Source organism: Actinoplanes palleronii (genome assembly GCF_016862315.1).
Classification (GTDB): Bacteria; Actinomycetota; Actinomycetes; order Mycobacteriales; family Micromonosporaceae; genus Actinoplanes; species Actinoplanes palleronii.
This window is the reverse complement of sequence record NZ_BOMS01000014.1, coordinates 28,651-49,001: the sequence shown is the minus strand read 5'-3', so window position 1 is coordinate 49,001 and position 20,351 is coordinate 28,651. Positions and strand designations below refer to the sequence as shown.

Genomic DNA, 20,351 nt, shown 5'->3' with positions numbered 1-20,351 from the left:
ACCAGCCTACCGTGATGTATTCGACGAACACATTGTGAGCGTTGCCTACATTGTTATCACCGATTACATTGGTGGCATGCCTGCGAAGAGCTCCTCCCCGGCCCCGTCCAACATCGCCGCGCAGATGGGCGCGAAGCCGACCGGGGCTCGCCTCGCCCGCGTCGAGGCCTCACCCCAGTTCTCCGGCGGCAAGTTCCGCAACAACGTGCCCACCACCTCCGGCCTGTCGCTCACCGACATCCCGAAGGTCGCCGCAGCCGTGTTCACTGGCACCGCGGCCCGCCGCCCGAAGCAAGCCATCCCGCTGGTCGCCGCGCCGGCCACCGAGCCGGACGCGGACCCGCGTGGCCTGCACGTCACCTGGTACGGCCACTCCACCGCGCTGATCGAGATCGAGGGCAAACGGGTCCTGCTCGACCCGGTGTGGAGCGACCGCTGCTCACCCTCCCAGCTCGCCGGCCCCCGGCGGCTGCACGAGCCGCCGGTGCCGCTGCACGAGCTGCCCCGGATCGACGCCGTGGTGATCTCGCACGACCATTACGACCACCTCGACATGGCGACCGTCCAGCACCTGTCCGGGCTGCACCCGGCGATCTTCGTGGTGCCGCTCGGCGTGGGCGCGCACCTGGAGCGGTGGGGCGTGCCGGCCGCCCGGATCGCCGAACTCGACTGGAACGAGAGCACCCGGGTCGCCGGTCTCGAGCTGATCGCGACCCCGGCCCGGCACTTCTCCGGGCGCGGGTTCAGCCGCGACGGCACCCTCTGGGCCAGCTGGGTGATCAAGGGCGAGAACCGCCGGGTGTTCTACTCCGGCGACACCGGCTATTTCACCGGCTTCGCCGGGATCGGTGCCGAGCACGGCCCGTTCGACGTGACGTTGGTGCAGGTCGGGGCGTACGGCGAGGCCTGGCCGGACATCCACATGTTCCCCGAGGACGGCGTCTCGGTGCACGTCGACGTCCAGGGCGGCCTGATGATCCCGGTGCACTGGGCCACCTTCGACCTGGCGGCGCACCGCTGGGCCGAGCCGGTCGAGCGCGCCTGGAGCGAGGCCAAGGCCCGCGGCGTGAAGCTGGCCGTCCCCCGACCGGGCGAGCGGGTGGACGTGGACTGCCCGCCCGAGATCGACGCCTGGTGGCAGCAGGTCGCCTGAGACCGACCGGTCAGGACACCCCGGCCGCCGCCTGCTGACCGGCCAGCAGGCGGGACACGCCCTCGGCGCTCATCGGCTCGGCCAGGTGGTAGCCCTGGCCGAGGGTGTAGCCGAGCTCGCGGAGCGCGGTGACCTGCTCGGGGCTCTCGATCCCCTCGGCGACGGTGTCCAGGCCGAGCGCGTGCGCGAGCTGGATCACCGCGCGGGCCACCGCCTGCCGGGCGTCGATGGCGGCCGGGTGCCCGTCGTCGATCTCGATGCCGTCCACGAAGGACTTGTCCAGCTTGACGATCGCGGCCGGGAACGCGCGCAGCAGGCTCAGCGACGACTCGCCGGTGCCGAAGTCGTCGAGGGCGAGGCGGATGCCCATCCGGTCGAGGTCGTACAGGGCGCGGGAGACCTGCTGGCCGCGGAGCACCGCCGACTCGGTCACCTCGAGGATCAGCCGCTCGCAGGGCAGCCCGCTGTCGGCCAGCGCGGCGGCCACCTCGGTGACGAAGTCCGGGTCGTGCAGCTGCCGGGCGGAGACGTTCAGCCCGGCCTCCTTCAGCGCGTCCGGCCCGAACTCGGCCAGCCACGCCGCCGCCTGCCGGCACGTCTCGCGCAGCACGAACCGGCCCAGCGGCACGATCAGGCCGGTCCGTTCGGCGGCCGGGATGAACTCGGCCGGGCTGACCACGCCGCGGGTCGGGTGATCCCACCGGACCAGCGCCTCGACGCCGATCACCCGGCGGCCGTCCAGGCGCACGATCGGCTGGTAGACCACCCGGAACTCGTTGTTGTCCAGGGCTCGCCGCAGCTCGCCGCCGAGTTGCATGTGTGCCAGCACCGGCTCGCCCATGCCGTCGACGTACCGTACGAAATCTGCCTTGCCTTGTTGTTTTGCCATGTACATCGCCACGTCGGCGTTGCGCAGCACGGCATCGACGGTGGTGCCCGGCGTGGCGATCGCGATACCGACGCTGGCCTGCACCAGCAGACGATGCTCGCTGATCGGCTGAGCGAGGGCGGCCAGCAACCGGCGGGCCAGGACCTCGGGGTCGGCACCGGCCAGCACCACCGCGAACTCGTCGCCGCCGACCCGGGCCGGCAGCCCGTCGTCACCCACCTCGGCCCGCAGCAGCCGGGCCACCGAGACCAGCAGCTGGTCACCGACCCCGTGCCCGAGCAGGTCGTTCACGGTCTTGAAGTCGTCCAGATCGATGAGCAGCACCGCGGCCAGGCCGGTGGTGGACAGCGCGGCGGCGAGCCGGTCCCGGAACAGGGCCCGGTTGGCCAGCCCGGTCAGGCCGTCGTGGCTGACCTCGTACTGCAGGCGTTCCTCCTGCCGGCGCGCGGTCCGGAGCAGCCGGTCGTTCTCCCGGTACGTGAGGAACTGCCGGACCATGACCAGCGCGGTCACCACGACCGCGGTGATCAGGACCACCCGGACCGGCCAGCGCAGCGGCGCACCGACGGCGACCGCGATCAGCGGCACGTCGGCCAGAAGCATGGCCAGGTAGGGCAGCACCATGCCGGTGCGGGCCGGTGAACGGCGCGGCCCGCGGTCGGCACGGATCTGCGCGGCGACGCCGAGGGTGGTCAGCACCGGGCACAGCGGCATCACCACGGTCTGCGCCGGGATGCTGCCGATCAGGCCGAACTGCACCGCGAGCACGGCGGACGCGGCGGCCGGCACCCCACCGGCGGCCGCGAGGAGCCGCATCGCGACGCGGTCGACCGGGCCGTCACCGAGGTACGACACCTTCGCCGCGGCGCCGACCGCGACCAGCAGGCCGAGGCCGACCAGCAGCATCGCCTGCGGGCTCCACGGCTCGGCGGCGGACAGCATCGGCGCCAGCCCGAGATACCAGAGCACCGCCGCGCACCCGAGGAACGCGATGGTCCGGTCCAGCGCCACCCGCCACCGTTCGGCGCCACCGGCCGCGACGACCGGGACCCGGGCCAGCCCCCAGATGGCGACGAGGAAACCGAGGGCCACGGCGGCCGCCGCCGGTGGTGTCATGGTGCGGGTGCGGACCTGGTCGGCGTGCGTGAGCATGTCCACGGCGAACCAGCCGTAGCCGATCGTGATCAGCACGACGGCGAGCCGGATCGTGCGCCAGAACCGGACCGCGACCGGATCACGGCCGGCGTCCCGGCGGGTCAGCGGCCGCACCGACGGGATGGTCAGCAGGCCACCGAGCGGGACGAACGCGTACGCCACCGCTTCGACACCGACGCCGAAGCACAGGAAGGCGGCACACCAGAGCGTGCCGAGCGCGGCGATCACGACGGTGGCCAGCACGTACCTTCTGTCCACAGTGCTGTTGCGGAGGACCGTCGACGGAAGCACGGCCCGACACTAGCGGTCCGGATCGGGAGCGGATCTCCCCCGAACGTTCCACGTTCACCGGGCCACGGCCGGGGCAGGCCCGCTGTCCACATCGCGCCATGGCAAGGGTAGGGCAGGTCAGAGGCCTGTTCCGTACGCATCGGTGTTCTTGAAAATGCGAGTCGTCGCCCCGACATGATCCGGGGCGCCGGTGACGCGAAGGAGACGGCCGTGCGACGAAGAGCAGGAACCGCGGTAATACTGGTCGGAGCCCTGATCGCCGGTCTCCCGGCGGCACCCGGCCGGGCCGCGCCGGGCACACCGGTCACACCGGCGGCACCGGGCGGTACGGCTCGGGCGATCACGCTGATCACCGGTGACGTCGTGTCGCTCGCCCCGGCCGGCGAGGGCCGGTACGTCGCGACGGTGCGGCCCGCACCCGGGCGGGAGGGCGTCGCGTTCCGCACCACCGAGGCCGGCGACGGGCTGCAGGTGCTGCCGTTGGACGCGGTACCGATGATCAAAAGCGGGCAACTGGATGCCGAACTGTTCAACGTGGAGCATCTGCTCGCCGACGGGTACGGCGATGCCGAGAACAGCACGCTCCCGCTGATCGTGCAGTCGGCCGGCGGCTCCGTCCGTACCCTCAACACCACCGCAACCACCCGCCTGCCCAGCCTCGGCGCCGAAGCCGTGCGTGCCGACAAGCAATCGCTGGCCGCCTTCTGGCGCAGCCGGCAGAGCGCCCGGAGCACCGGCGCGCCCACCCGGATCTGGCTGGACGGCAAGGTCACCGCGGCGGCCGACCCGAACGTCGAGCAGATCGGCGCGCCCGCGGCCTGGCGGGCCGGGCTGACCGGGACCGGTGTCACGATCGCCGTGCTGGACACCGGCATCGACGCCGGCCACCCGGACCTGGCCGGCCGGATCACCGCGGCCGAGGACTTCAGCGGCAGCGGGAACACCGTCGACCACTTCGGGCACGGCACCCACGTGGCCTCGATCGCGGCCGGCGCGCAGGGTGTCGCGCCGGGCGCGCGGCTGCTGGTCGGCAAGGTGCTCGACGACTCCGGCAGCGGCTACGAGTCCGGGATCATCGCGGGCATGCAGTGGGCCGTCGACAGCGGCGCCAAGGTGATCAATATGAGTCTCGGCGGCGACGCGACCGACGGCACCGACCCGATGAGCGAGGCCGTGAACGAGCTCAGCTCCGGCGGCGCGCTCTTCGTGGTCGCGGCCGGCAACGAGGGTGGCGACTACACCGTCGGCACCCCGGGCGCCGCGACCTCGGCGCTGACCGTCGGCGCGGTCGACCGGGACGACCGGCTGGCCGAGTTCTCCAGCCGCGGCCCGCGCCTGCTCGACCAGGGCCTCAAGCCGGAGATCACCGCGCCGGGCGTGGACATCGTGGCGGCCCGGGCGGCCGGCACCACGATGGGCACCCCGGTCGACGCCCTGCACACCACCGCGTCCGGCACCTCGATGGCCACCCCGCACGTGGCCGGCGCCGCCGCGATCCTGGCACAGCAGCACCCCGACTGGTCCGGCCCGCGGCTGAAGGACGCGCTGGTCAGCACGGGCAAGGTCAGCGCCGGGGCGACCGTCTACGGCCAGGGCGCCGGCCGGGTCGACCTGACCCGGGCCACCACACAGACCGTGACCAGCACCGGTGTGGCCGATTTCGGTCTCACCGCGACCGGCCGGACGGTGACCTACCGCAACGCCGGGACGGCGCCGGTCACCCTGACCCTGAAGGCCGGCATGCCGAACGTGACCGCGCCGGCGACCGTGACCGTGCCGGCCGGGGGAACCGTCGCCGTGCCGCTCACCCTGAACCGCGCCGGCAGCACAAACGGCGTGCTCGGCGGCTGGCTGACCGCGACCGGCCCGAACGGCGTACTGGTCACCACCGCGCTGGGCGGCACCATCGACCCTCCGCACCACAAGGTCACCTTCACCGCGGTCGGCCAGGACGGCGGGCCCACCGGGGTGCCGGTGTTCCAGATGTTCGGCGACGACCGGCGGTTCGACGCGCTCGGCTACCTGGGCAGCGGCGAGGACGGCTGGGTCGACGTGGCCGAGGGCGACTACCTGGTCGACGCCACCCTCGCCGTGGGCACCGGCATGCACCCGGAGGACACCCTCGTCACCATCCCCGAGCTGCACGTCGACCGGGACATGCGGGTCGTGCTGGACGCCCGCAAGGCCAAGCCGATCAGGATCGAGACGCCGAGGCCCGCGGAGCAGCAGGCGGTGCTCAGCTACTACGTGCACCGGGTCACCGGCACCGGCCGGCAGATCGACAACGGCTTCATGGACTTCAGCGCGACCGAAAAGGTCAACGTCACCCCGACCGCGCAGGTCCGCAAGGGCGCCTACGAGTTCTCGTCGCGGTGGCAGCTGGTGGCGCCGTTCGCCCGGGCGTCCTTCGCCGGGGCCGGCACCTACGACCTGCGTCCGATGCCGACCAGTCCGGTCTTCACCGGCACCCGCCGGTTCTCGCTGGCGTCGTCCGCTTCGTCTTCCGCGAGGGGGCGAGCCGTCATCGTTCCGGTCGACGGTGATGAATACGAGGCGGTCCAGCGCGCCGCGGACGCCGGCGCCGGTCTGGTGCTGCTGATGCGCGGGCCGGACTCGGCTGCCTGGAGCACGTGGGACCCCTCGGCCACTGAGCGGCTGCCCATCCCGGCCCTGCTGATCTCGCACGACATCGGGACCACGATCACGTCCAGGTTCCTGGACCTCACGATGACACCCCAAACCCCTTATCTGTACGACGTTCTGCAGGTCTCCAGCGGCAAGGTGCCCGCGCAGATCGTGCACAAGGTGACGGCGGCCAACTCGTACCGGATCACCACCCGCTACGCGCACAACGGCGGTCTGGGCTGGGTGCGCGAGCAGCGGTTCGGCTGGCGGCCGTGGCAGGACTACGCGTGGAACGACCGGCAGCGCACGGCGGCCACCCCGGCGGTCCGCGAGGAGTGGGTCTCGGCCGGCGACAGTCTGTGGCAGCACCACGTCCACCAGGACTATCCGTGGAGTGACCTCGACTCGGCGCTCGACACCGGCTTCGCCGACCGGCCGCGCACCTATCCGCGCAGCGGCACGGCCACCGAGACCTGGGCCGCGCCGGTGGTGCGCCCGGCGACTCCGGCTGGGTACGCCAGCAGACGTACCGGTGACGTCCTGAACCTGCGGGTGGCCGACTTCGTCGACGCGAGCGACAAGCACTTCACCATCGACGAGGCGGATCAGTCGGCCGCGCGGCTCTACCGCAACGGCACGCTGATCAGCGAGACCCGGGATGCCTGGCGGGACGTCACGATCCCGGCCGGGAGCGCCACCTTCCGGCTCGCCCTGACCACCGCGCGAGCCGGCGACGAATGGCAGTACGCCCGCTCGACGAGCACCGAGTGGACGTTCCGGTCGTCGGCGGCCGGCACCCTGCCGATGCTCCAGATCGGGTACGCGGCGCCGGTCTCGCTGTCCGGCACCGCCACGGTCCGCGCCCACCGGCTCGGGGTCACCGTCCCCGGCGCCCGGAAGGTGGCCGTGTCGCTCTCCTTCGACGAGGGAAAGACCTGGTTCTCCGCCGCGTCGTCCCGCGGCGCCTTCGTGGTGCCCTCCGGCCGGGGCACCGTGTCGCTGCGGGTCAGCGCCACCGACCGGCACGGGAACACGGTCGCGCAGACCGTGCTCCGCGCCTACGGACGCGCATGATCCCGCACGGCGGGGATCACAGCCAGCCGCGCTTGGCCGCCTGGAACGCCAAGCCGGCCCGGCTGTCCACCCCGGCCACGTCCATCAACCGGTCGACCCTGCGCTGGACGGTCCGCTTGCTCACCCCGAGATGGGTGGCGATCGACTTGTCCGGCATGCCGGCCACGATCAGCGACAACAGCAACCGGTCGGGTTCCTCGGCGGCGCCGTAGGGGAACAGCGGGGTGGCCCGCTCCCAGTAGCTCTCGAACAGCGCGATCAGCGCGTCGAGCAGCTCACTGGAGCGGATCACCGCGGCGCTCGGCTCGCCGAGGCCACGCACCGCGTCCGGCACCAGCGGGCAGATGGCCAGCGCACGATCCGCGATGGCCAGCCGTACCGGCAGGGTGGGCAGGGTTCTCGACTGCTCACCCAGCTTGATCGCCTCGACGATGCTGTCCAGCTCACCGGGCTTCTCCAGCAGCTCCCGCTCGTAGATCGCCCGGTAGCGCACCCCGCGGGTCAGCGCCGACGTCTCCTCGGTGTTCTCCGGACCCTGCATGGCGATCGGGTTCGCCCGGCAGAACCAGAGGATCTCGTCCCGCGCCGAGTCCTGCATCTCCCGCAGCCGCTGCCGCAACGCACCGGCACCCACCACGATCTCGACGAGATGGTCGGCGCTGCGGCGCCGCGCGGTCGTCCGGTACTCCTCGCTGAGCGAGGCGACCATCCGCCGGGCCGCTTCGAGATCCTGCTGCTCGCGGAGCAGGACCTCACCGAGCACGACATCGGGCGGCAACGCGTCGAACGACGGCCCACCGGCGGCAAGTCCCTTGTCCCGCAACGACTCGAGCAGAGCGGCGGCGTCGGCGACATCGATGCCGGCGTGGACGGCGAGGTCGGCGGGGCCGGCCCCGGCCATCCGCAGCAGCAGGCGGTAGGCCTGCTGCTCCGCAACCGGCAGGAGGTCGAGCCGTTCGTTCACGCGCACACCATACGAGCAGTTCGTTACCGGTCCCTACCGGCACAGCCCGCACCCGCGGGACTCGTTGTGCTCCCGCGCCCGCACGGCTGATCAGCTCACGGTGAAGGCGAACGAGTACGGCTTCTGGATCGGCACACCGTCGGACACCGCGCTCGTCACCTGCGACACGATCCCCGTGTACGACCCGGCGGGCAGCGGCGCCGCGGGGGTCCAGACCAGCGTGCCCGGTTCGGTCTCGGCCACCGCGCCGGAGACCGCGCCCGACGGTCCGGTCACCGCGACCGAGCCGGCATAGTCCGCGCCGGTCGGCTGGATGTCACGCTCGAACCGTACGGTCACCGCGCCGGCGGTCGTGGTCGTGGCGACGACCAGCGGATCGCGCCAGTACCGGATCGCCTGGTGGATGTCCGGAACACCCGGGCTGCCCCACGCGGTGGACGTGTCGTCGACGAGCATCGTGTGCGTGATCCCGCCGTCGATCGTCACGCTGCGGTTGTTCGTCCCGGTGATGGAGCCCCACTCCTCGACGGTGTCCCAGCTGCCGCGGGTGTACTTGTACTGCACATCCGTGCCGTCGAGGATCGACACCGTGGCCTCCCAGACGCCGTCGCCCCGATAGGTCATCGGCTGCTTGGCCGGGTCCCACGGCCCTAGCTGGGCGATGCTGCCCGGCACGTAGAGCGTCGCGTCGGGCGGGGTGCCCGGCGGCGCGAGGACACGGAAGGTCACCGCGACCGGCTTCAGCGGAACGGTGAGCGCGGCGGGCACGCTGGCCGCGGTGCCGTCGGGATTCCGGTACGCCACGTGCGCCGTCGCGGGTTGCGTCCGCGGCGAGGCACCGGCCGGCGTCACGTCGTAGGTCACCGTGAACGTGGCGCCGGGGGCGAGCGAGGCAGCGGTGGTCGGCGTACGCGGAGTGATCACCCACCCCGCGGGCACCGTGGTGGTGGCCGACACGTCGGTGATCGTGCCCGGTCCGTGGTTCGTGGCGGTGGTCACCACCGTGCTCGTCGCACCCGACTGCAGCCCGTCGGGTGCGGTGAACGTGGCGGCGACGGCGGGCCGCTGGCCCACGGTGAGCACCGCCCCGTCGTGCTCGACGGTCACCGACCGGCCGGACGCGGTGCTCGGCACCGTCACGGTGAGCAGGTGCCGGACCCCGTCGTACGTCCACTGCACGGGCCTGCCACCGGCGGTGACCAGGTGCGGGCGGGACACACCGGCGAACGCCACGGTGTAACGGCGACTGGCCGGAGCACCCGGGTACCCGCCGGTGACCGGGCCGACAGTGAGCGCGGAGCGCCTGCCCTCGGTGTAGCGGACCGGGATGCGCGCGTACTGGCCGGCGCGGTAGCCGAGGCCCTCGCCGCCGTCCTCGTACACCGAGGTCGTCCCCGACGCGTGCGGGTATGCCGTGAGGGTGAGCCGGTCCTTGGCCTGACCGGCGATGTTCACGTCGCCGGCCCGCTGCGCGAGGATGCCGCCGGCGCGCACGTAGACCGGCATGTGGTCGGGCGACGCGCCGACCGTACGCGTGACCGGCCCGCGGAACGTCTCGCCGGTGAAGAAATCGGTCCAGGTGCCGGGCGGGAACCAGACCGGCGCGGTGGTGCTGAGGCCGGCCGTGGTGACCGGCGCGACCAGCAACGAATCGCCCAGCAGGTACTCGGTGTCGTGCTGGTAGGCCTCGGCCTGCTCCGGCCAGGTCAGATAGAGCGCCCGGGCCATCGGGATGCCGCTGTCATGGTTCTGCCGGGCCGCCGTGTAGAGGTACGGCACCAGCGACTCGCGCAGGCGCAGGAAATCGGCGGCCGGTCCGCTCACCGCGTCGTCGTACTCCCAGGGCAGCCGATCGCCGTGGTCGGAGTGCAGCCGCAGAATCGGCTGGAACGCGCCCAGCTGGATCCAGCGCAGGTAGAGATCGTCGCTGAGGTGCTTACCGGCGAAGCTGCCGATGTCGTGGCTCACATACGACTGGCCGATGCTCGCTCCCTCGGCCGGGGTCATCGCCGCGGCGAAGGCGAGCGTGGCGAACGTCGCCTCGGTGTCCCCGGTGAAGTGCACGGTGCTGCGATGCTCGGCCCACGGGCCGGAGGCCCCGGCCGTCGTGTACGACGGGAAGGACGCCCCGATCCGCGACAGGGCGAAGCCCCGCAGTCCCCGCGCGTCGCCGTCGCGCCGGTACAGCTCGTTGACCCAGCTGTCCGGGGTGACACCGGGGGTGCTCACGGTGCTGTCGTCGCAGCAGTAGTCCAGCCACCACTGGCGTACGCCCTGCTGTTCGAACGGCTGGTGCAACTGCGCGAACGCGGCGGCCTGGTCGACGTCACCCCAGTCGAAGCGGTACGGGTTCGGCGCGAAACTGTTGGTGGACGGCTGCAGCTTGCCCTTGGCGGTGGCCTGCGCCGCCCCGAAGCGCGGGTCGTCGCCGCTGATCGCCGCGTGGACGTTGAGGGTGGCGTTGACGCCTTCCGACCTCAGGTGCGCGATGAACGCGGCGGGGTCCGGGAACAGGGTGGTGTTCCAGTTCCAGCCGGCCCACTGGTTCGGCGCCTTCCAGTCGGTGTCCATGACCAGTGAGTCGAGCGGCACCCGGTTGCTCTTGAACGCCGGCAGGATCTGGTTCTCGTAGTCACTTTCGCTGTAGGCCTGGTATTTGGAGAACCAGGTGCCGAACGCCCACTCCGGCGGGAGCAGCGACGGGCCGGTGAGCGTACGCAGGTCGGCCAGCGCACGCAGGTAGTCGTGCCCGTACCCGAAGAGGTAACCGTCCTGATAGGTCCCCGTGCGCGCGGGCCGCGCCGCCAGCCAGTCGGCACCGGTACGCACTGCGGTAGCCGTGTCGTCGAGCAGGTACCACCCCTGTTTGTCGAGCAGCCCGGGGTGCAGACTGAGCTGATCGACCGGACCGGCCTGACCGGCGTAGTAGTCAAGACCGCGGTACCAGCCGCCGAGCGTCTCGCCGGGCTGTGCGCCGAACGCCGGCCGCACGCTGGTGCGCCGGCCGCCGACGGTGAGGTCGAGCGTGGTGTTGGCGGCCGTGACCGGGCCACTGTCCAGTTGGTAGTGCAGAGTCACGGCGCTCGTGCGGACCTGCAGTTCGCCGCGGCCGGTGGTGGCCCGGAACGGGGTGTGCCCGGGAGCCCGATCGACGGCGTTGAAGGTGGGACGATCCTCGAAATCGTCGTCCGCCGCGTACTCCAGGCGGAGCAACGTCGGGCTGAGCACCTGAACCCGCAGGTGGCCGACGCGCACGCTCTGCCCGCGTACGTCCGGCGGCCGGGGCGCGGCCAGCGCCGTGCCCGGTGTGCCGGCCAGCGTCAGCAGCACCGCGAGAAGAACGGCCATCCGTACGCAGAGCTGACTGCGACCCGTCACGACGCCCCCTACCTGCCCGACACGCTCGCCATCCGGCCGGGACCCAGCGTTCGCCCCTCCGCACGCGAGTGTCAATAGGCAATCATCGATATTGCCTGATCGGCTGGGCGCGACGGCACACCCGGCGGCGCGCCGGCATCCCGCCCGAAGCGGCCTTGGGTCCCGGCCGGCCGGGTCCGATGGCCCTCACCGGCGGACGCCGGCATTCCTAGGCTGCGAGCAGGTACGAGAAGCCGGCTCGCCACCGCCGGCACAGTGACGGGAGCAAGCATGAAAGATCCGTCACTACGTAGGCGGCTGCTGGCCGAGTTCCTCGGCACCGCGCTCCTGCTCATGGCCGTGGTCGGCACCAGCGCCATGGCGGCCGACCTGTCGCCGGGCGACGCCGGCCTCCGGCTGCTGCAGAACTCCGGCGCCGTCGCGCTCGCCCTGGTCGCCGTGATCTACACCTTCGGACCGGTTTCGCATGCGCATTTCAACCCGGTCGTGTCCGCGGCCGACTGGATTCTCGGCCGCCGCACCGGGACCGGGCTGGCCACGAGGGAGCTGGCGGGATACGTCGGCGCCCAGCTGGCCGGTGCGTTCGCCGGTACGGTGCTGGGCAATACGATGTTCGACCGGCCCGCGGTGACCATCGCGGACACCAGCCGCTCCGGCAGCCACGTGCTGCTGAGCGAAGTGGTCGCGACCGCCGGCCTGCTGATCCTCATCGCCGCCCTGGTACGCACCGGTCGCGGCGCGTCCGGCCCCGGCGCGGTGGGCGCCTACATCGGCGCGGCCTGCTGGTTCACCTCGTCCACGTGCTTCGCCAACCCCGCCGTGACCGTCGCACGGATGTTCACCGGCACCGAAGCCGGCATAGCTCCCGGTTCCGTTCCGGGTTTCCTGTCGGCCCAGGCCGCAGGGCTGGCAGTGGCATGCGCGCTGGTCCCGCTCCTGTACCCGCAGTACGGCAGGACGCCGGTCGAGCACCGGCCGAAGGCCGCGGCGCCACGGTCGGACGCTCGTGTCGTCACCCGGCGCACCGAGAACTCCCGAACGCAGGACCGGCGGACCCGCTGGGCCGCAACGCCCCATCATTCGTCTCGACCGCCCCGCGCGGCCACCACACGACACCGAGGGTGATCTTGTCCCCGATCACCATGCTGGCGACCAACACCGTCCTGCTGTGCGCGGTCGTCCTCGGCGCCGGGCACCTGCTCGGCAACATCCGGATCCGCGGCGTCGCGCTCGGCGTCGCCGCGGTCTTCTTCGTCGGTCTCGGCGTCGGCGCCCTGGACGAGCGGCTACGACTACCGGCTTTCGCCGACCAGTTCGGCCTGGCCCTGTTCGTCTACCTGATCGGTCTTGCCAGCGGCCCCACCTTCTTCGCCGCCCTGCGCCGGCGCGGTCTGCGTGACAACGCCTTCGTCGCCGGCGTCCTCGCCGTCGCGGCCCTGCTCGCCGCCGGGGCCGCGGCCTGCCTCCACCTCACCCCCTCCACCGCTGCCGGAGTGTTCGCCGGTGCGCTGGTGAACGTGCCTGCGCTCGGCGCTGCCCAGGACGCGCTGCGCGCCATCGACCCGGCCCACGCGGGCGCCCTGGCCAATGACGCGGCAGTCGGCATGAGCCTGACCTACGGGTACGGCGTCGTCGCCATGATCGGTGCTCTTGTCACCTACCTGATCCTCGTCCGAGTCGACTTCGAGCGCGAAGCCGGGGAGAACACCGATCTGGCCCCCGCCCCGAGGCGCCTGGTCGAACGGACCCTGCGCGTCACCCGAGGCGCGGGCACCGACATCCGTGGACTCACCGACGACCTGGCGCGCGACGGCGAGGCGCTGCTGGTTCGGCTGCGGCGCGGCGACCAGATGTGCCTGGCCGGAACGGCCGACGCCCTGCACGACGGTGACCTGGTGTCGATCGTCGGCACCCGCGCCGCCACCCGGGACCTCGTCATCCGCCTGGGCGAAAACGCCTGGCCGACGCTGTCACTGGACCGCAGCACCCTCGACTTCCGCCGCATCACCGTCTCCGCTCCCGCGCTGGTCGGCACGGCCGTCGGCGACCTGGATCTGCCGCGGCGGCACAGCGCGCTCATCACCCGGGTACGGCGTGGCGACCACGACCTGATCGCGACCCCCACCACCCGGCTGCTGCTCGGCGACCGGGTTCGCGTCGTCACCACCCGGGACCACATGCCTGACGTGACGGCGCTGCTGGGCGACTCCGACCAGTCGCTGGCCCGGGTGGACTTCACCGGCCTGACCCTCGGTCTCGCGCTGGGCCTGCTCCTGGGCACGATCGCGATTCCGCTGGCAGGTGGCGCCACCCTGCGCCTCGGCCTAGCCGCCGGGCCGCTCATCGCCGGTCTGGCCCTGGGCCGTATCGGCCGGACCGGCCGCCTCACCTGGCATCAGCCCCGGTCGACGATCCTGGTTCTCCGTCAGGTCGGTGTAGCGCTGTTCTTCGCCGGTGTCGGGCTGAAATCCGGCGGCGCCTTCGTACGCGGGTTCGCCGACGGTGGCGCCTGGAAGATGATCGCGGCCGGCGCGCTGGTAGCGGCCGGCACCGCCGTCACGTGCATCGTCGCCGGCAGGCTGCTGCGCATGCCGCTGTCCTGGCTGATGGGTGTCATGGCCGGCATCGACACCAACCCGGCCGTGCTGACGTTCGCCGAGGACCGGGCCAAGAACGAGTTGCCGGCCCTGGCGTACTCGACGGTCTTCCCGGTCGCGATGGTGTTGAAAGTCCTGATCGCACAGTTGATGATCGTGCTGCTCCACCACTGACCGGCCCGGCGGTTCCCGGCGGTCCGGCACCCCGCCGAACTCACCGCCTGCGGCCAGGAGCCGAACGATCGCATCACGGTTTGCGGGCCACCGCACCGTAAACCGAGACCTGTGCATCGGACGGCGACGATCGGTCGGCGGGCTCACCGAGATCGGGTCGTTGTCCACGTAGACGATCCGTGCCGGCGGATTGATCCCTTGGGCGACGTGGTGAACGTTCGGTGCACTCGGTATCCCGGTGCCGATGTCGAGGAACTGATCGATGCCCCGCTCGGCCAGATACCGCACGGCCCTGCGCAGGAACAGCCGGTTCCCCCGTGGCGGAATCCGGCTGTCCGGGTTCGCCCGCAGACCCGCCTGGGCAGCCTCGCGGTCGGCCGCGAAGTTGTCCTTGCCGCCGAGGACCCGGCCGATCGTCCACAGTCGAAGCGCGAGAGCCGGATGGCATTTTCGGCGCCGGTGAACATCCGAACTGCCGATGTCGGCGGCCCGGGACAACGGTGGTCACCGACCCCGGTGGCTGACTGGGCGGTGCCGACCGTCGCGAAGCGGCCGCACCTGTACTCCCGGCGGGCTGGCAATCCGGGTCGACGGGTCCTGGCGAACGGCAACGGCGCGTGATCACCGCTGGTGTAATGGCAGTGACTCGGCGTGTCGCGGCAGGCGTCGCGGCGCTTCGCCGGATGCATGGGTGAGGTCATATGACGACGCCGCAGCAATGGACGAGCACCACCGGCCCGGGCGCCGTCGAGGCAACCGTCGCGCGGCGCGCGACTCTGGTTCTGTCCGGGTGCCGGCAGCAGGTGCTGGCCGAGAACGAACGGTCCCAGGTGCGGCGGGTGTGGCTGCCCGACGGTGGCACGGTGATCTGGAAAGAGTCGACGGGCCCGGGCGCTGTCGCGCGCCGTAGGCACGAGACCGCGATCCTCGATCGGCTGGACGACGTGTCCGGCGTGGCGCGGCGCGCCCGTTTCACCCATCCCGACGCGATCGTGTTGGCCGACGACGGCGGGAAGTCGCTGGCCGCTACTGCGGCACAGCAGTCGTTCGGGCCGGAGGCCGCAGCCGACCTGGGGCTGTCGCTGGCCCGGACCGTAGCGGCGATGCACGCCCGCGGAGTGGTGCACAAGGACGTCAACCCGGCCAACGTGCTGCTGACCGACGACGGGCGACCGGTGCTGATCGACTTCGACGTGGCCAGCACGTTCGCCGAGGACCGGCCCGGATTCGTCAACCCGCGCCAGATCGTCGGCACCCTGCTGCATCTGCCACCGGAACAGACCGGGCGCACCGGGCTGCCGGTCGATCACCGTGCCGACCTGTACTCGCTCGGCTCCACGCTGTACGAACTGCTCGCCGGACATCCGCCCTTCCCGCAGGAGGACGAACTGCGCCTGATCCACGACATCCTGCTGGAGGTGCCCCGGCCTCTTGGCGCATTGCGGACCGACGTGCCCCCGATGCTGTCGGAGATCGTCGCGCGGCTGCTGGAGAAGGAGCCGGACCGCCGGTATCAGAGCGCCGAAGGTCTCGCCCAGGATCTGTCCCGGGTGGTACGGGCCCCGCTGGAACGGTTCCCGCTCGGCGAGTGGGACTTCCCGCCGCGTTTGACGGCTCCGTCGAGGCTGGTCGGGCGGGACGAGGAGATCGGCACGCTGCGCGGTGCGCTCGACGGGGCGGTGGCTGGCACCGACCGCGCGGTAATGGTGGCGGGCGCTGCCGGAGTCGGCAAGTCGGCGCTGATCAACGAACTGCGACGGGCGGTGGCGACCGCCGGCGGATGGTACGTGACGGGCAAGTCGGATCAGTACCAGCAGGAGGGCGCGCTCGGTTCGGTGTTGCAGGCCATCCGCGGTGTCGGCCGGCTGCTGCTGGCCGAGCCGAAGAAGGTGCTGACCCCGCTGACCGCACGGCTGACCGAGGCGCTGGCGGCCAACATCGGTCTGATCACCGGCGCGTTGCCGGAGTTCGCCGTCCTGCTCGGCGGTGACCACCAGGTTGCCGGCGGCGACCCGGTCGAGTCCGAACTGCGGCTGCGTCGGGCACTGGTGGACCTGATCCGGGCGGTGGTCACCCCGCACCGGCCGTTGGTGCTTGTCGTCGATGACCTGCAGTGGGCCGGCCCCGCCTCGCTGGGACTGTTCGACGCCCTGCTCACCGAACCGCAACTGCCCGGCCTGCTGGTGGTCGGCGCCTACCGGGCGCAGGAGGTGGACGCCGCACACCCGTTGTCGGCGATGGTGGCCCGCTGGCAGCGGCTGAGGGTCGTGACGGCGCCGATGCTCCTGGAGAACCTGCCGCCCGGTGACGCCGGCACACTGCTGTCGCAGATGCTCCGGCTGGTGCCGGAGCGGGCCGCGCGGCTGGCCGGGGTCCTGCACCGGTGGACCGGCGGAAACCCGTACGACACCCTGGAGTTGGTGAACGCCCTGCGCCGCGAGGGTGTCCTCACCGTGGTCGAGCAGGACTGGCGGTGGGACGAGACCGTGGTCCGCGACCGCGTCGGTCACAGCGACGTGCTGGCTGTTCTGCGGGACCGCGTCACTCGCCTGCCGCAGCGGTCGCACACGGTGATGCGGGTGATGGCCTGCCTGGGTGGCGAGACCGAGGTGCCGGTGCTGGCGCGGGCCGTCGATGTCGAACCCACGGTGATCACCGACCTGCTGACGCCGCCCTTGGAGGACGGGCTGCTGGCCATGGCGGGCGAGCAGGACGGCCTAGCGGAGATCAGCCGGGTACGGTTCCGTCACGACCGCGTGCAGCAGGCGGTGTTCGTCGGTCTGTCCGGCCCGGATCGCGCCCGGCTGCGACTGGACATCGCCCGCCGCCTGGCCGGCTGCCCGAGCACCGCGGTGCACGCGGCCGAACAGTACCTTGGTGCCGGCGAGGTGGTCGACGACCCGGTGGAGCGGCGCACGATGGTCACGCTCTACGGGACCGCCGCGGACGACGCCTGGCGCGCGGGCAATCATCTCGCCGCGGAGCGGTTCCTGTGCGCCTCCACGGAGATCCTGGCCGGGCTCGGCACCGGTGACGACGACCTGCGGATGATCTCGGTGCGGATCCGCAGGCACGCCGCCCTGTACGCGCTGGGACGGCTCGACGAGGCCGACGAGGTGTACGCGGCGATCGAACGCGGCGACCCCGACCCGGTGCGGCTGTCGGTTCCAGCCAACGCCCAGCTCAACAGCATGGCCCAGCGCATGCGGCACCGCGAGGCGCTCACGTTCGGTCTGGACCTGCTGGCCCGGCTCGGGTGGAACGCCCCCGGGGCTGAGTTCGGCGCGCGGATTCCCCATCGGTTCCGGGAGCTTGCGGCATGGGCCGACACCTTGGACCCGGCCGCTGACCTGGCCCGCCCGGAGATCACCGATGACCGGGTGATCGCGGCGACCCGTCTGTTCAACCGTCTGCTGCCCACCGCGTTCCAGCTGCAGGAGCGGCCGATCGTGGCGTGGATCCTGCTCGAGAGCCGGCAGTTGTGGGACCGGCACGGACCGTCGGCGATGCTTGCGGCGACGCTACCCACGATCGGCCCGATGATGGCGTCGCTGCTGGGCGACTACCGGACCGGCGGCCGGATCGGCCGGCACGTGCTGGCCGTCAGCGAGGCCCGCGACTACGAGCCGTTCACCTCGCTGTTGCGGCACCGCTACGCGCTGCAGCTGATGCCGTGGATGGAGCCGTTGGAGAGCGGCATCGAACAGGCCCGGCAGGCGTATGAGGGTCTGGTGCGAGGTGGGGATCTGCAGATGGCCAGCGCGACCAGTTTCACCGTGCTGGCCGGGCAGTTGGACTGTGGCCGGTCGGTGGAGTCGTATTTCGGTGAGATCGAGTCCGCGTCCGCGTTCGACGCGCGTACCGGCAATCACTATTCGGGCCGGGTGACGGTGGCCCACCGGCAGCTGGGGCGGGCGCTGCTGGGCCGTACCGCTGCCGGCGCATTCGACGACCAGGACTTCTCCGAGCAGCTGCATCTGGAGCAGGTGGGCGGGCAACCTCTGGCGGCCGGTTTCTACCACACCTACCGGGCGGTGGCTGCGGCCATCTTCGGCGACGCTCCGGCGCTGGAACGGCACTCGGCCGCGGCGATGTCGCTGCGCGAGGCCGTCGTCGGCTATGCGCAGGCCCTGATCCCGCTGGTACGCGCGCTGTCGCTGGCCGAACAGCTGCGCCGCCACGAACACGCCGAGCCGGAGTCCCTGCTCGCCGAGCTCGGCGAGTGCCGTGACTGGCTGGCCGCGCGTGCGCTGGAGGTACCGGTCAACTTCCGGCATCTGGTCCGGCTGGTCGACGCCGAGCGGGCCTGGGCCGTCGGTGACGTGGCCGGGGCCGTGGCCGCATTCGACCAAGGCATCCGAGAGACCGAGTCGGTGCGCCGCCCCTGGCATCGAGCTCTGCTGATCGAGCGTCTGGCGGTGTTCCACCTGGCACACGACTGGCAGTGGCTCGGGCGGCAGCTGCTGGCACAGGCTAGGCAGACTTATCTGGACTGGGGTGCCACCGGGAAGGTCGGGCACCTCGACACCGCCTACCGGTTCCTGCCCGACTCGGTCCAGGCGCGCGCCACCTCGGCGTTCAAGGGCACCCTGACGTCGTACACCACGAGCATCAACGCCGACACGATCGACACCACGGCGATCCTACGCGCCTCGCACGCGCTGAGTTCGGCGACCGACCTGGACAGCCTGCAGACCGCCATCGTCGAGCAGCTGACCACCCTGACCGGAGCCGCGGACGTGGTGCTGGTCATTCACGACGACAACGGCGAATGGGCGGTGCCGGCGGGCCCGAGCATCGGTGCGCAACTGCCGGTCATCGCCGCGGCTGAGCGTGGTCTTCTGCCGTTGACGGCCTTCCAGTACGCGGCCCGTACCCGCGAACCGGTGCTGGTCGAGGACGCCACCCGCGACGACCGGTTCAGCCGCGATCCGTACCTCACCGGCGCGCGGCGCTGCTCGCTGCTCGTCGTACCGGTACTGCACCACGATCAGCCGCGCGCCATGCTGGTGCTGTCCAACCGGCACACCAGCGGGGTGTTCACCACCGACCGGCTCGGCGCCGTCATGCTGATCATCGGGCAGCTGGTCGTCTCACTCAACAACACGCTTCTGTACGCGTCGCTCGAACAGCGCGTCGACGAACGTACCCGGGAACTGGCCGCGGCCAACCGGCAGCTGGAGATTCTCAGCGCCACCGACGCGCTGACCGGCCTGGCCAACCGTCGGCAGTTCGAACGCGCCGCCGATGCCGAGTGGCGGCGGGCCACCCGTTCCGGCAGGCCGTTCTCGGTCGTCATGGTCGACGTCGACTTCTTCAAGAAGTACAACGACCACTACGGTCATCCGGGTGGCGACGAGTGCCTGCGCCAGGTCGCCGCTGCGCTGGGTGCCAGTGTGCGCGGAGCGACCGATCTGGCCTGCCGCTACGGCGGGGAGGAGTTCGTTCTCGTGCTGGGCGAGACCGACGCCGACAGCGCTGCCGTGACCGCCGAGCGCATCCGCCGGGCGGTGGAGGCACTGCGGGTGCCGCATGTCGCCGGCGTCGACGGACATGTCAGCATCAGCCTCGGTGTCGCCACCTCGGTGGGTGGCCCGCTCGCCGACACCGCCCAGGAGCTTCTCGCCCGCGCCGACACGGCGCTCTACCGGGCCAAGCAGGACGGCCGCAACCGGGTGTGCTGCGCGCCGCGCACCGGCTTCTCCGGCGACTCACCCGTCGAAGACCGGTCCGAGGACGATCCGCAAGAGCCCAAGCCGTTCGACCTCGCCGAAACCAACCGATACCTCGCCAGCCTCAACCGCAGGGACGACGAAGACCGGTGACGGCGTAGGACAGAGGCGGAGGGCCGATCCGTAACCGGGACCGCTCTCCGCTTGGTTCGCGCAGTTCACCTGGTCCTTTGCGAACGTCCCGCTCATCGCAGGAGTGGGCCGGACGTTGCACCATGCGAACCACGCGATCGACGTTCCGGGTACCCCGCTACGCGGGCGTTTGGCCAGCTCACGTCGCATCTAGGCCGAGCTGTGACGGGATTGGCGCACCCGAGAG

Annotated in this window: 8 protein-coding genes and 1 pseudogene; 5 read left to right on the top strand and 4 right to left on the bottom strand. The window is 71.7% G+C overall.

Translation table 11 applies throughout. The features are described 5' to 3' along the window. Window positions 1-76 precede the first annotated feature (76 nt). On the top strand, window positions 77-1,153 hold the full coding sequence (locus Apa02nite_RS04075; protein WP_239164110.1) for an MBL fold metallo-hydrolase: 1,077 nt from the start codon (window positions 77-79) through the stop codon (window positions 1,151-1,153). A gap of 10 nt (window positions 1,154-1,163) precedes the next feature. Here Apa02nite_RS04075 and Apa02nite_RS04070 read toward each other — a convergent pair whose 3' ends face one another. Beyond that, complete coding sequence (locus Apa02nite_RS04070; protein ID WP_239164109.1) at window positions 1,164-3,488, bottom strand: putative bifunctional diguanylate cyclase/phosphodiesterase; 2,325 nt, start codon at window positions 3,486-3,488, stop codon at window positions 1,164-1,166. Window positions 3,489-3,698: 210 nt separating this feature from the next. Here Apa02nite_RS04070 and Apa02nite_RS04065 point away from each other — a divergent pair, with 210 nt between their 5' ends. Next, window positions 3,699-7,187, top strand: a complete 3,489-nt coding sequence (locus Apa02nite_RS04065) for a S8 family serine peptidase (RefSeq protein ID WP_239164108.1) — start codon at window positions 3,699-3,701, stop codon at window positions 7,185-7,187. Between the two features lie 16 nt (window positions 7,188-7,203). Here Apa02nite_RS04065 and Apa02nite_RS04060 read toward each other — a convergent pair whose 3' ends face one another. Both Apa02nite_RS04060 and Apa02nite_RS04055 read right to left on the bottom strand, forming a co-directional pair. Further along, entirely contained in the window at window positions 7,204-8,151 is a 948-nt protein-coding gene (locus Apa02nite_RS04060) for a helix-turn-helix domain-containing protein (RefSeq protein ID WP_067684197.1), read from the bottom strand. Between the two features lie 90 nt (window positions 8,152-8,241). Beyond that, window positions 8,242-11,529: a TIM-barrel domain-containing protein gene (locus tag Apa02nite_RS04055; protein ID WP_239164107.1), complete on the bottom strand. Its 3,288-nt coding sequence runs from the start codon at window positions 11,527-11,529 to the stop codon at window positions 8,242-8,244. Between the two features lie 270 nt (window positions 11,530-11,799). On the opposite strand from Apa02nite_RS04055, the gene Apa02nite_RS04050 reads away from it, so the two are divergent. Next, window positions 11,800-12,654 carry an aquaporin gene (locus Apa02nite_RS04050; RefSeq protein WP_203823895.1) on the top strand — a complete coding sequence of 285 codons (855 nt, stop codon included), beginning with the start codon at window positions 11,800-11,802 and terminating at the stop codon, window positions 12,652-12,654. Beyond that, complete coding sequence (locus tag Apa02nite_RS04045; protein WP_203823894.1) at window positions 12,651-14,300, top strand: aspartate:alanine exchanger family transporter; 1,650 nt, start codon at window positions 12,651-12,653, stop codon at window positions 14,298-14,300. The genes Apa02nite_RS04050 and Apa02nite_RS04045 overlap by 4 nt, the downstream gene beginning before the upstream one ends. A gap of 204 nt (window positions 14,301-14,504) precedes the next feature. Here Apa02nite_RS04045 and Apa02nite_RS04040 read toward each other — a convergent pair. Then, window positions 14,505-14,798: pseudogene (locus tag Apa02nite_RS04040) on the bottom strand (SAM-dependent methyltransferase); the annotation flags it as partial. Window positions 14,799-15,001: 203 nt separating this feature from the next. Between Apa02nite_RS04040 and Apa02nite_RS04035 the strand changes: the two are divergent. Next, window positions 15,002-20,125, top strand: a complete 5,124-nt coding sequence (locus Apa02nite_RS04035) for a diguanylate cyclase (RefSeq protein WP_203823893.1) — start codon at window positions 15,002-15,004, stop codon at window positions 20,123-20,125. The last annotated feature ends 226 nt before the right edge of the window (window positions 20,126-20,351 follow it).